The organism is Paenibacillus sp. HB172176 (assembly GCF_011947265.1).
Taxonomy (GTDB): Bacteria; Bacillota; Bacilli; order Paenibacillales; family Paenibacillaceae; genus Pristimantibacillus.
The window spans coordinates 91987-105044 of record NZ_JAATHD010000019.1; the positions used below are offsets into that span (position 1 = coordinate 91987).

The following is a 13058-nucleotide window of genomic DNA, read 5'->3' on the forward strand; positions in this document are numbered from 1 at the left end:
GAGGCAAGCTTGCTAAGCATGAAGTCCGCACGATGACGAAAAACTAAAAAAGGGGATTAGAAATATGAGGAAATTAATCGTTGTATTCATTTGCTTCAGCCTGGTGTTATTGTCTGCTTGCTCGAAGGGCGATAATCGAAATAACGAGTCTTCTTCATCGGAGAAGCAGACGCCAAGCAATCTTAATCTGACGGGCTTCCCAATCACGACGGAGAAAATTACGCTTGATTTAATGGGGGAGAAGGCGCCTATCCATGGCCCATGGGATCAAATGTACTTTTTCCAGGAGATGGAGAAAAAAACAAATATTCATTTCGAGTTTGATACGCCTGCAAGAGAGTCCTATACGGAACGCAAAAATCTTGCTTTTGCGAGCGGCGAATATCCCGATTTGTTCTTCGGCGGTCAACTGGACACAGCGGATGAGATCAACTATGGACAGCAAGGGATTCTTATTCCATTAGAGGACCTGATCGAGGAGTATGCGCCAAATTTGAAGAAGTTCCTGGAAGAGAATCCGGACGTGAAACGATCCATCACCACGATGGATGGACATATTTATGCGTTGCCGAACGTGAATACAGTTCCTCGCGATCTTGTTATGAAGCCATGGATTAATGGAGAATGGCTTGCCAATTTGAATATTTCCACGCTTCCGGCTACGACGGACGATTTGCTTGAGCTGCTTCGCGCGTTTCGAGACGGAGACCCGAATCAGAATGGAAAGAAGGATGAAATTCCGTTATCGGCTCCAAACATGACAAATCTCAGAAAACCTTTGCTTGCGGCGTTCGGTCTGCTATCGAATGCCATTGAAGTGAAGGATGACAAGGTTGTGTTCTCACCGATCGAAACCAACTACGAGGAATATCTGAAGTATATGAATGTGCTCTTCAACGAGAAGCTGCTGGATTCCGAATTGTTCTCGCAAACGCCTCAACAGTTCACGGCCAAAGGAAAGTCGGACCTCGTCGGCGTGTTTGTTCACGCGGCTCCGCATCTTGTCCTGGACATTAAGGATCCAGCCGACAATGCCAAGCACCCGGCGTTGCCTGTATTGACCAGCGAGGTGAACTCGGCAAAGGTCTATCCGTTAAATTCCAGCATCACAAGAGGCACCTTCGCGATTACGAAAAAGAATAAATACCCGGAAGCGACCATGAGATGGGTAGACTACTTCTACAGTTCGGAAGGAAGCAATTTCGCTATGGTCGGCGATAGTTGGAAATGGAAGGACGAAGCCAAGACGCAATGGGAATTTGTCTATGAAGGGGACAGCAAGGAAGAATACAGAGGGAAGCTCGTACCCGATCCCGGTCTGCCGCTGCCTCTCGTAAGAGACAATGACTTCTTATCGAAGGAATACAATCTTTCTGGCGCTTATTTGAACAAAGTAACCGAGGAACAATTTCTGCCCTATGCGAAAATGGCCTTCCCTCTCGTCTATTTCACGGAAGAGGAACAGAATCGCCTGAATGTGCTGAATGCGGATATTACGACTTATGTCGAACAGATGGAAGCCAAGTTCATCGTCGGTCAAACGCCGATCAGTGAATGGGACAACTATGTGGCGACCATTAAAAAAATGGGTGTCGAAGAAATGATCGGCATTTATCAGGATGCCTATGACCGTTGGAAGAGCGAATGAAGCCAAACATCATTTTCATAACGGCCGATCAGTTGGCCGCTGCAACGCTGCATAGTTACGGGGGAAGCGTGCCTTCTTCTCCCGTGCTGGATTCCCTTGCCGCCGGCGGAGCCCGATTCGACCGTTGCTACGCGCATGTTCCCGTTTGCGCGCCTAACCGAGCCACTTTCTTGACGGGACGCTCGATGAGCATTCACGGCGTTACGACCAATAATCTCGTGCTTCCCCAAGATGTCCCGACGTATGCCCAAGTCTTGAGAAGCAATGGATATCGAACGGGCGGGTTCGGTAAATTTCATCAGACGCCGATGCAGCAGCCTCTGCCCGCAACGCTGAAGCATCTGGGCTTCGACGAAGCCGTATTAACGGAAGATACGAAGCTCGGACCGTGGCTGGATTGGATCGGGGAATATCACCCGGAGTATTATGACAAGGCGCTGGCGACCTGCTGGCCCATGCCGTACCTGGACCATTACGGAGAGGACGGGATCGATCTTCGTGAAAGGTGGAAGCATGCGTTCGAGACGTTCGTCGCTCCGCTCAGGAAGAGCTCGGACTGGGCGCCGATGTATGCGTCGCCGCTTCCGAAGGAGCTTCATCAGACGACATTCATCGCGGAGCAAGGTCTGGATTTCATGAGCAGACATGTGACGCAATACCCGGATCAACCCTTCTTCTGTCATATCTCATTCGTCGATCCCCATAATCCGTATGATCCGCCTGCGCCGTATGACGCTATGTTCAGAAGCGAGGATATGCCGCTTCCGGTGAAGCGGGCCGAAGGGGAGCGCGAAATTCCCGCGTTGACGAGAGCGAGAGAGATGATGGATTTTCGAAGGGTGAGTCAATCCGATCCGGTATTGAAGCAGCTTCAGGCCTACTTCCATGGTTCCGTCCGCTTCATTGACGATCAGATCGGCAGAGTCGTCGCATGGCTTCGTGAGAAGGAGCTCGACAGCAATACGATCATCGTGTTTACGACCGATCATGGCGAGATGCTTGGCGATCATGGCTTTATTACGAAAGGCGCCATGCATTATGACAAGAGCATTCGTTGCCCGCTTATCGTTCATGGTCCGGGCATTGAAGGAGGAGGAGTCTCCGATCGATTGGTAAGCTCGCTGGATTTCTTCCCGACATTCTGCGATTGGGCGGGCATCACGGAGGTTCCGCCGAATGAGGGCGTCTCGTTCGCTGAAGCCTGCGCTGGACGACATCATGCGATGACAGAGGCTCGCGATTTATCCATTCAATATGGAGCGGTAAGAACGTTGGTGACGGATACGGGGTGGAGACTGACCTTATACAATGAGGAAGATCGCATATATGGCCAGATGTTTCATTTAACCGAGGATCCGGATGAGCAAATCAATCTCTACGATAAGGATGAATGGCAGACTCAGAAGCTCGAGCTGCTGGAGCGATTGGCGATGATTCATGCGAGAGAAGGAGGTGTGCAGCAGTTCAGAAATTTGCCGATTCATGAAGGGTATCGCTGCCTCGTCGATGAATTCGAACTGAAGCCGATTATTCGAAATTAATATTCACAGCAAGCAAAAACCCACCGCTAAATAGGTTGACCGCCTACGGTGGGTTTTTGCTGATTAAAGATCCAATTCAGTTCGCCATGGTGATCGACAGCCTTTCAGATCTTCAGAGTCTTTGCCGTTACCCGTGTAGTCTTAATCTCCGCCGCCCATTGCGAACGTATAGTGAGTGAGGACGTCATCCTGAAAGTAGAGTGTAAGAGAAGGGAAGATATCTTCCGTGAATATTCTAATCTGCTGCTCTCCCAACCTCAGTGAATTAAACATGATAAACCTCCTTACCATTGTCACGGTATGAGCTGTTCTGATTGTTGGAGGCATGGCGGTCACGCTGAGTGCGATACTTTAGAAAGGTGTTGAAATGATCGTCTGCCCGGATATAAGGAGATTCGACGTCCATTTGGATAATGGGCGCTCCTGTTGAGTTCAAAGCATGCATTAACCCCAAGCTTCGAATGTCATAATGACGAATATAGAGGGCTGCCAGAAGCAGCATGAGTATGGGAATGCTAACCATCACCGAATGAACGAGTTTCCAATCTTCCTTCATGTCATCACCGCATCTTTCTTAATCCGGATGTGCATAGCATATAAATCATTAGACGCTGCGTAATTGGGAAAAGTTTCATGAAAACTGATACTTTTGGATATGGCTTGCTGTTTGTATATTAAATAGGCCTGGCAGCACACTAAGGTTACCCGCAAACGTTGGAGAGAAAGGGGCTAAAGCCATTGGACCGCTTTGATCCGGATTTGGTTTTTTTCGAGCCGCAGGCTTTGGAATACCCGCTTGGCAAGCAATTATATGCGCATTTCGAGAAAGTCGGCACGCCCATCAAGATGACCACCTCGCATAATCGGGTCACAGGCATCCCCGGGGACACGGATGCGAAGAAATACCGCAATGCCAAGCGAACACTGGTCGTGGGACTAAGGAAGACGATGGAGTTCGATACCTCGAAGCCTTCGGCGGAATACGCCATTCCGCTTGCGACAGGCTGCGCGGGCCATTGTCATTATTGCTATCTGCAAACGACGCTCAGCAGCAAGCCCTATGTTCGCGTATATGTGAACCTGGATGAAATATTGGAGAGAGCCGCGTCCTATATCGAGGAGAGGAATCCGGAGGTTACGCGCTTTGAAGCGGCATGCACCGGCGATCCGGTTTCGTTCGAGCATTTGACGGGCGCATTGAAGCGCTACATTGAATATATGGGCGAGCAGCCGAACGGGAGACTGCGATTTGTGACCAAATTCAACAACATAGACTCGCTGCTCGATGCCAAGCATAATGGTCATACGCGAATTCGTTTCTCCATCAACACCGCTTATGTCATACGGAATTTTGAGCCCGCCACTTCGGGCTTTGAAGAACGGATTGAAGCGGCTGGCAAGGTGGCGGAGGCGGGTTACCCGCTTGGATTTATTATAGCGCCGATTATTATTTATGAAGGCTGGCAAGACGATTACAAGGAGCTGATTATCCGTCTGCATGAGCGAATCGGACATCTGGTTATACCTGAGCTCGAGTTCGAGCTAATCCAGCATCGCTTCACGAAGGTGGCCAAGAATACGATCGAGAAGCGTTATCCGAAGTCCAAGCTGGACATGAACGAGGAGAATCGGCAGATGAAATGGGGGCGCTACGGCAGATTCAAGTATGTCTATAAGAAGGATGATGCGGCTGAGATGCAGAAGATGTTGCGGGAGCTGATCGGTCATTATTTTCCGAGCGCGGAGGTCGCATATTTCGTGTAAAATAGAGTACATGCTGTTCGAACGAGCGGCAGGTGCTCTTTTTTGCGGCGTTTAAGCAGGAAAAGGGACCCCTTAATTAGAAAATAAAGCGGAAAAAGAAGCTTATCATGGAGAAGAGGAGGAGTCGTTCATGAAAACATTAGAGGAGCTTAAAGCATATTGCTTGCAGCATGCCGGAGCGAAAGAGGATTATCCGTTCGGCCATGAGCCGCTTGTGATGAAGGTTGGAGGCAAGATGTTCGCCATTATTAGCGAGTCGAGCGGATCAAACGAGTCCGGTGGGGCGAATCGCACGACAACAGAGTCCGCACACGCCTCCATCTCGCTCAAGTGCGAGCCGCATATGGCGGAGTTACTGCGTATGCAATACGAAGCGGTCGCTCCGGGGTATCATCTGAACAAGAAGCATTGGAACACCGTCCAAGCTAATGGCAGCGTTCCGGATTCCGAGCTTCAGGAGATGATAGACCATTCCTATGATCTCATAGTGAAGAGCTTGACGAAGAAGCAGCGGGCGGAGATGTTCTGAGCCCTTCCCTTGCCGTTTCGATGAAAGATAATAGAATGGGCGAAAGCCACTTGTCTTTGTGCCACAGCATCTGTGTATACACATGCAAGTCTGGAATTTGCCATGGAAGAGCAACAAGCTCTCCGCGTTCCACTTCGGCTTCCGTAACAATGTCGGGAAGAAAGGCGATGCCGATTCCTGATATGGCGCATTGTTTAAGGGCTTCCGCACTTTGAAACTCCAAATAGGTAATACTGTCAATGCCCTCTTTCTCAAATGAACGGTCAAACATGGTTCGATAGGGACAACCCTTTTCATTGGTCAGAAAAACTTCTCCGTGAAAATCTTCCAACTGCAGCTTTGTTCGTTTTGCGAGCGGGTGGTCCGGAGCAGTGAACAAACGAAAAGTTTCTTCCAGCAACGGTTCCACGGTAAGAGCGCTCGACCGAACGGGCTCGTCCAACATATAGACGATATCCGAGGTTCCCTCGAAGAGGGATTGCTTGAGCTCTTGATTTGGAACAGAGCGGAAGATGAGACGAACGTTTGGATGCCGCGAACGAAACTGTTGAAAAACCGCTGGAAGCCGATAGGCGCAAATAACCTCATTGGCGCTTATCGTTAGTGTGCCGCTTAAATTTTCGGTGTCGTGAACAACACTGTACGCTTCGTCCAATTTATCAAGAACGTCGCGGATATGAGTTAAGAAGCGTTTGCCCGCCGTTGTGAGGGCTAGCTGCTTGCCCAGGCGATCAAAGAGTCGAACGCCAAGCTCATCCTCCAATGCTTTTATTTGCATCGTGACGTTGGAGGGGACGTAGTTCAGCGCTTCCGCAGCCCGAGTGAAATTTAAGGTCGACGCAACTGTGCGGAATGTATTCAGTTGGCGCAATTCCATGATACGATTCTCCTTGCACTATCAATATTTTTGAATGCTATTGTTAATTATATTCACTTTTATTGAGAGTATCACAGATTTATACTAACAACAAGACATACATTTCACCTCAGGAGAGGAGCAAAAACAGGATGGATTATAATATTTTTGATTTGGGTGACGTTACTTTGCAATCAGGTGTGACGTTGCCAAGCGCTTATCTTGCCTACAAGACCTATGGAAGGTTAAATGAACAGAAGGATAATGTTATCGTCTATCCCACTGCTTTCGGCGACCAGCATGTTCAGAATGAATGGTTAATTGGAAGCGGCATGGCACTGGATCCGGAGCGCTATTTCATCATCGTTCCCAATCTGCTCGGCAACGGATTGTCTTCTTCTCCGAGCAACACGCCGCCGCCATTCGAGGGGGCTAAATTCCCTGAGGTAACCGTCTATGACAACATAGCATTCCAGCATCGGCTGGTGACCGAAAAATTCGGCATTCAAGAGATCGCTCTCGTTCTCGGATGGTCGCTGGGAGGCCTGCAAGCGTTCCAATGGGGGGCAAGCTATCCGGACATGGTGAAACGACTGGCATCATTCGCTGGAGCTGCCAAGACCTGGCCTCAAACCTATGTCGTTCTGGAGGGGTTGAAAGCTCCGCTTATGGCTGCAATCCATTTCGATTCGAGCCGGCTAGGCCAGCTGACTTCATCAGACATGCGCGCCGTTGGACGTGTCTATGCGGGGTGGGGCGTATCTCAGGCCTTTTATAGTGAGGAGCTTTATAGAAGCCTGGGTATAGTCTCCCTGACGGATTTTATGACCGGCGTTTGGGAAGACAGCTTTACGAAGATGGATACTCATAATTTCCTTGCCATGTCCTGGACGGGCCAACATGCAGATATTAGCGCAAACCCCGTCTATAATGGAGATTTCGATAAGGCGCTCGAAAGCATTAAAGCGACAGCCTGCATCATGCCAGGGAGCACGGATCTCTTCTGCCCGGCGGCCAATAATGAATACGAGGCTAAGCTTATGCCGAATGCCGATTGCCACCCTATAGAATCGAACTGGGGGCATTTTGCCGGTCGCGGAATCAACGGTCCCGATAATCAATATATTGATGGCCAATTGAAGTGCTTATTGGCTCGAAAACCAAGCGAATAAATCGCTTGGTTTTTCTTTTTTTACGCAGGCAATCGGCTACTTCGCCCGCTTCGGCTCCTGCTTGATCGACTTGAACAAGGCGATGCCGATAAGCACCATAATGACGGTGAACGGCAGCGCGGCGATCAGGGAAGCGGTCTGAAGGCCTTGCAAGCCGCTGCTGATCAGCAGCACGGCGGCGATGGCGGCCATGAGCGTGCCCCAGACGATCTTGATGTAGAACGGAGGCTCCAGGCTTCCGTTCGTCGTCATCATGCCGAGCACGAACGTCGCCGAGTCGGCGGATGTGACCAGGAAAGTAATAATGAGCAGAATGGACAGGGCCGACATGATCTCCGTCATGGGGAAATGCTGCAAAGTCACGAACAAAGCGCTCGACACATCGTTCTGAACCGAGTCCGCGATATGCTCGCCCGATTTCAGGTCGAGCTTCAGCGCGGAGCCCCCGAACACGGCCATCCAGATGACGGCGATCAGCGGCGGAATGAACAGCACCCCAGCCACGAATTCCCGAATCGTCCTCCCCCTCGATACCCGCGCCACGAATGAACTCACAAACGGCGACCAGGCAATCGCCCATGCCCAGTAGAAGATGGTCCAGTCCCTCACCCATGTGCCGCCTTTGTATGGCGTCAGTCGCAGGCTTGTTTCAATGAAATGCTGAATATAGTCGCCGACTCCGAGCACAAGAGAATTCAGAATGAAAACGGTAGGCCCGAACGCGAAGATGAACACCATGAGCAGCAGCGCCAAGGAAAGATTGAGATTGCTGAGCCACTTGATGCCGCGATCCAGACCCGTTGTCGACGAGATGAGATAGAGCACGAGCAGCACAGCGATAATGATGAGCTGAACCCCGGTGCTGTTCGGGATGCCGTATTGATGGTTCAGGCCGCCGTTGATCTGCAGGATGCCCATGCCAAGCGAGGTGGCGACTCCCGTGATTGTGGCGATTACCGCCAGGATGTCAATGGGCGCTCGCAAATAAGACTTTCCCGATTGGCCGATCAGCGGATCCAACGTGGTCGAGATCAGACCGTTCTTATCCTTGCGGAATTGAAAATAAGCCAGAGCGAGTCCGACGATGGTGAACACCGACCACTGACTGATCCCCCAATGAAAGAAAGCGTAACGCATCGCAAGCCTCGCCGCATCCGGCGTTAACGGCTCTACGCCTTTGATTGGCGGTGTGAAGAAATGGCTCATCGGCTCCGCCACGCCCCAGAATACCAGCCCTACGCCGAATCCCGCGCTGAACAGCATCCCCACCCAAGTGAAGAAGGAATAACGCGGCCGATCCTCGTCCTTGCCGAGACGAATCTTGCCGTACTTGCTGAACGCGAGGAAGAGGCAGAACAGAATGATGAGAAACACGGCGAGCAGATAGAACCATCCGAACGCATAGGTTGTGAAATCGAACAGCCTTGTTGCCGATCTTGCCATCTGATTCGGAGCAGCGGCTCCCCATATGACAAACAACAAGAGCAGAATGGATGAGATCCAGAATACCGGGTTGTTCGCGTTTAGCTTAGACGATTTCAATTAAGCCAGCCTCCAAAAGGATGATCGGCGCCTACGTCCCGCGACCGATGCGGAAGACGCCGATGATCATCATAATGGGTTTATTATGGGGGATTATCCAGCGGGTTATTCCGGATTTCGAAACGGAGGCTCCTTGTGCCCGTTGCGGCTGCGCGAATCTTGTATTCCTTTTTCGCATTTACAACGTAACAATGTTATGTTACACTGTCGCTAACAGGAGGTGCGGCAGTGGAAGAAGAACTCATTTCGAAGAAGGATCTGCTGGAGCTGACCGGCATTTCGTACGGGCAGCTTTATCGCTGGAAACGAAAGAACCTTATTCCGGAGGAATGGTTTGTACGGAAATCAGCGTTTACGGGGCAGGAGACCTATTTTCCGAAGGGCAAGATCCTGGCCAGGATGGATAAAATTTTAAATATGAAGGATGAGTTATCCTTGGACGCGCTTGCGGATATGTTCTCGCCCATGTCGTCCCAGCTGATGATGAGTCGAACGGATTTACTGAAACAAAACATTGTTTCGATGAATGTGCTGGACTATGCTTCACCTTGCATGGGCAATCCATCCGTCTTCAGCTTTGACAGGGTGCTTTATCTGTATCTTTTCGAACGTTGCCTGCGGACTGGAGAGCTTAGTCTGGATGAAGGCAAAGGGATGCTGCAGCTTCTTGAAGAGCATTATAGCAAGTTTGCCGGGAAGAACGCCGATGTGGCTTTTGCCCGCAAGATGGGGGTGCCCTTCTTCCTGCTCGTTCCGTCGGGGACGGAGCTGTTCATGGAACAAGGCGCGAAGCTGGTCTTCCGCATGGCGATCCCAAGCGTAGTTGAAGAGTTGAAGAGCAAGCTGGTTTTACCAGGATGAAGGTTGGAGAAAGGCGGGAGGCTGCTATGGAATCATCGGCATTGCGGAATATGAGCATTACAGGAATCGGCTCGTCGAACGGCGGCTCATTTAGTCAAGCAAGCATAGATGGCATTTGCAAAATAACGGGAGATCTTGAATGCGAGAAGTTCAGCATGAAAGGCAAGGTTGATGTACGAGGCAGCTTGCAATCGAAGCGTATGGATATGAATGGGATCCTGCATGTGGAGGGAGCGCTGTCAGGCGACCGCATTCAGATGAACGGGAAGCTTGAGGTAGATCGCATTATGACAGGCGAAACCATTCTAATGAACGGAGAGCTCAAGATTCATGGGAATTGCGAAGCGGAGAGCCTCGAAGCGCGAGGCAATCTGAAATTGCAAGAGTTGAATGCAGAGCGGATCAAATTATCGCTGCAAGGAAGCTGCAATATGGATGCAATCGGAGGCGAATCGATTCGAATCAGGAGATCCGAAGTGACGGACAAAGGAAAATGGCTGCGCATATTCGGCATTCCCGCGGGGGGCGAGCTGTCCGTGAAGGAAGTAGAGGGCGATGTGATCGATCTCGAATATACGAAAGCGGACATCGTTCGCGGCGGAGAGGTTCGTATCGGACCGGGCTGCAAAATAGGTTTGGTGGAATACAAGAGCAAGCTGGATGTGGACAAACGGGCAAAGGTCGAACAAAGCGTGCAGCTATAGGGAAGAAGAGCGCTGCGGGGGTAATGGGCTGCAGCAACGAAATGCAAAAACGAAATCAATGGAGCAAGGAGGCGCATGCTGATGATGACGGCTAGCGAGCCTATTTCGCAGGGGAACTTGAGAATTCTGGGAAGCTCTACGGCCAGCGGGGGGCGATATGAGAAGGCGACCATTACCGGCGAAGGCAGGATTCATGGCGACATGAGCTGCGAGCAGCTCAAGGTGATAGGAACCTTGCAGATGGAAGGAAATCTGCAAGCTGCTCACATGAAGATCGTCGGTACGGCTGAATTTGACGGAAGCGTGCAGGCTGGAGAGATATCCGTTGCCGGCACGGCATTCGTAAAGGGGAATTCCGTTATTCGCACTGCAGAAGGCGGCGGCACGCTGGAAGTGGCAGGGAGCCTTCGCGGCGAGACGATGAAGCTGAAGGGTGAGCTGACCGTGAGAGGCGATTGCGAATATGAAAGGTTTGAGACAAAGGGTATCTTCCATATTGGAGGGCTTCTGAGCGCGGATATTGTGGATGTGAGGATGTATCAGGATTGCGATGCAGAGGAGCTCGGCGGCGGGAGCATCACGGTGAAACGGGCTAGCGCGATGAATGTGTTCAACCTCTTCTTCAAGCCATCCCCCCATGCGATGTTTCATGCGGGAGCCGTTGAGGGCGACGAGATCTACCTGGAGTATACGAGAGCTCGGCTCGTAAGAGGCAAGCATGTAAGGATTGGTCCCGGCTGTGACATCGAACGCATTGAATACGCGACGAAGCTGGATGTGCATCGATCCTCTACAGTGAAAGAGAAGCTCAATAAATGACGAGAGAGGACTAATGGAGATGGCGAACGGGAAGAAGGGAATGGGTCTTGTTCTGGCAGGGCTGCTGCTGTCGATTCTGATGGCATCGATGGACAATACCATTGTCGCGACGGCGATGGGCACGATTGTGGGGGAGCTTGGCGGATTGGATAAATTCGTGTGGGTAACCTCGGCATATATGGTAGCGGAGATGGCGGGCATGCCGATATTCGGCAAGCTGTCGGATATGTTCGGGCGGAAGCGGTTCTTCGTATTCGGCATTATCGTCTTTCTCGGCGGATCGATTCTTTGCGGCACGGCGGACAGCATCGTGGAGTTGAGCATCTATCGGGCGATTCAAGGCATCGGCGGCGGCGCGCTCATTCCGATCGCGTTCACCATCATGTTCGACACGGTACCTGTCGAGCAGCGCGGCAAGCTTGGCGGTTTGTTCGGCGCGGTGTTCGGACTCTCGAGTATTTTCGGACCGCTGCTTGGCGCCTATATTACCGATTATTTGAGCTGGCATTGGATCTTCTATGTGAACATACCGCTTGGACTTGTAGCGCTCGCGTTGATCTTGTTCAGCTACAAGGAATCCAAGGTTCATGTGAAGCAAAGGATCGACTGGTTCGGCGCGGCCTCGCTCGTCGGCGCTATTGTCAGCTTGATGTTCGCGCTGGAGCTTGGCGGGAATGAGTATGCGTGGGATTCTGCGGAGATTATCGGGTTGCTGGCTGCCTTCGCAGTGCTTGCCGTCGCTTTTGTATTCATCGAAAGGAGGGCGGCGGAGCCGATTATCTCTTTCCCGATGTTCAAGGTGCGGCTGTTCAGCGCGAGCAATGCGCTCGGCTTGTTCGGCGGCATGGCGTTCATCACCGCCTCCGTCTATATTCCGATCTACATTCAAGGCGTGCTGGGAGGCACGGCGACGAATTCGGGGCTGGTGCTGCTGCCGATGATGCTTGGCTCCGTTGTGTCCGCGACGACGGGCGGCGCGCTTATGAACAAATTTTCGTATCGCTCGATTATGATTCCGTTCACGCTGCTGCTGGTGCTGGGCATGGCTCTGCTGAGCAGCCTGTCGCCGGATACAAGCCGATTCCTGGTGACGATCTACATGATCATCGTTGGTCTTGGCATCGGCGCTTCGTTCTCGGTGCTGTCGAATGCGGCGATTCACCATTTCGAGCCTTCGCAGCGGGGTTCGGTCAATTCAACGGTCGCCTTCGTGCGCTCGCTCGGCATGACGCTCGGCATTACCGTCTTCGGCATTGTGCAGCGCAATCTGTTCTCCGAAGATCTGAAGGAGATGTTCCTCGGCATGGGCAGCGGCGGCGCGGATATGGCGAGCAATCCCGTGTTCAGCGATCCAAGACGGCTGCTCGAGCCGGATGCGAGAGCACAGATTCCAAGCGATATTCTTGGCAAAATAACAAATTTCCTCTCTTCCTCCATCGCCTCCACGTTCATGTGGGCGCTTATTCCGACAGCCATCGCGCTAGTCGCGGCGCTGATCATGAGCAGAGAGCGGCTGAGCGATTCCGTCGAATATCGTCAGGCGGGCGGTGGACAGTCGGTCAGCGGAGGGCATTAACAGGCAGTGAGGTCCATGAGCGGGCGCGCTCCGGATAGAAGAACAG

At 51.6% G+C, this 13058-nt stretch carries 13 protein-coding genes; 9 read left to right on the forward strand and 4 right to left on the reverse strand.

From position 1 onward, the window contains the following. Window positions 1-64: 64 nt before the first annotated feature. Window positions 65-1648, forward strand: a complete 1584-nt coding sequence (locus HFP08_RS21010; RefSeq protein ID WP_168122574.1) for an extracellular solute-binding protein — start codon at window positions 65-67, stop codon at window positions 1646-1648. Beyond that, window positions 1645-3189, forward strand: coding sequence for a sulfatase family protein (locus HFP08_RS21015; protein WP_168122575.1), 1545 nt, complete (start codon window positions 1645-1647; stop codon window positions 3187-3189). The genes HFP08_RS21010 and HFP08_RS21015 overlap by 4 nt, the downstream gene beginning before the upstream one ends. A gap of 141 nt (window positions 3190-3330) precedes the next feature. Here the strand turns inward: HFP08_RS21015 and HFP08_RS29535 are convergent, their stop codons facing one another. After that, window positions 3331-3462, reverse strand: coding sequence for a hypothetical protein (locus HFP08_RS29535; protein ID WP_277345872.1), 132 nt, complete (start codon window positions 3460-3462; stop codon window positions 3331-3333). After that, window positions 3455-3745, reverse strand: a complete 291-nt coding sequence (locus HFP08_RS21020) for a hypothetical protein (RefSeq protein WP_168122576.1) — start codon at window positions 3743-3745, stop codon at window positions 3455-3457. Before HFP08_RS21020 ends, HFP08_RS29535 begins: the two co-directional genes overlap by 8 nt. Window positions 3746-3927: 182 nt before the next feature. Between HFP08_RS21020 and splB the strand changes: the two genes are divergently transcribed. Both splB and HFP08_RS21030 read left to right on the forward strand, forming a co-directional pair. Beyond that, complete coding sequence (gene splB / locus HFP08_RS21025) at window positions 3928-4953, forward strand: spore photoproduct lyase (RefSeq protein ID WP_168122577.1); 1026 nt, start codon at window positions 3928-3930, stop codon at window positions 4951-4953. Between the two features lie 130 nt (window positions 4954-5083). Continuing rightward, window positions 5084-5482, forward strand: coding sequence for an MmcQ/YjbR family DNA-binding protein (locus HFP08_RS21030; RefSeq protein WP_168122578.1), 399 nt, complete (start codon window positions 5084-5086; stop codon window positions 5480-5482). Here HFP08_RS21030 and HFP08_RS21035 read toward each other — a convergent pair. Then, window positions 5436-6359 (reverse strand): LysR family transcriptional regulator, encoded by a 924-nt coding sequence (locus tag HFP08_RS21035; RefSeq protein WP_168122579.1) that lies wholly within the window; start codon window positions 6357-6359, stop codon window positions 5436-5438. The genes HFP08_RS21030 and HFP08_RS21035 overlap by 47 nt on opposite strands. Before the next feature lie 131 nt (window positions 6360-6490). Here HFP08_RS21035 and HFP08_RS21040 point away from each other — a divergent pair, with 131 nt between their 5' ends. Then, entirely contained in the window at window positions 6491-7510 is a 1020-nt protein-coding gene (locus HFP08_RS21040; protein ID WP_168122580.1) for an alpha/beta fold hydrolase, read from the forward strand. A 36-nt stretch (window positions 7511-7546) separates the two neighbouring features. On the opposite strand, the gene HFP08_RS21045 is transcribed toward HFP08_RS21040, so the two are convergent. Then, window positions 7547-9052: a glycine betaine uptake BCCT transporter gene (locus HFP08_RS21045; protein WP_168122581.1), complete on the reverse strand. Its 1506-nt coding sequence runs from the start codon at window positions 9050-9052 to the stop codon at window positions 7547-7549. A 228-nt stretch (window positions 9053-9280) separates the two neighbouring features. On the opposite strand from HFP08_RS21045, the gene HFP08_RS21050 reads away from it, so the two are divergent. From HFP08_RS21050 to HFP08_RS21065, 4 genes are all read left to right on the forward strand, one after another. Next, window positions 9281-9913 (forward strand): YhbD family protein, encoded by a 633-nt coding sequence (locus HFP08_RS21050; RefSeq protein ID WP_168122582.1) that lies wholly within the window; start codon window positions 9281-9283, stop codon window positions 9911-9913. A 26-nt stretch (window positions 9914-9939) separates the two neighbouring features. After that, entirely contained in the window at window positions 9940-10617 is a 678-nt protein-coding gene (locus tag HFP08_RS21055; RefSeq protein ID WP_168122583.1) for a hypothetical protein, read from the forward strand. Window positions 10618-10698: 81 nt separating this feature from the next. After that, window positions 10699-11436, forward strand: coding sequence for a polymer-forming cytoskeletal protein (locus tag HFP08_RS21060; protein WP_168122584.1), 738 nt, complete (start codon window positions 10699-10701; stop codon window positions 11434-11436). 19 nt (window positions 11437-11455) lie between these two features. Next, window positions 11456-13012 carry an MDR family MFS transporter gene (locus HFP08_RS21065; RefSeq protein WP_168122585.1) on the forward strand — a complete coding sequence of 519 codons (1557 nt, stop codon included), beginning with the start codon at window positions 11456-11458 and terminating at the stop codon, window positions 13010-13012. Window positions 13013-13058 lie beyond the last annotated feature (46 nt).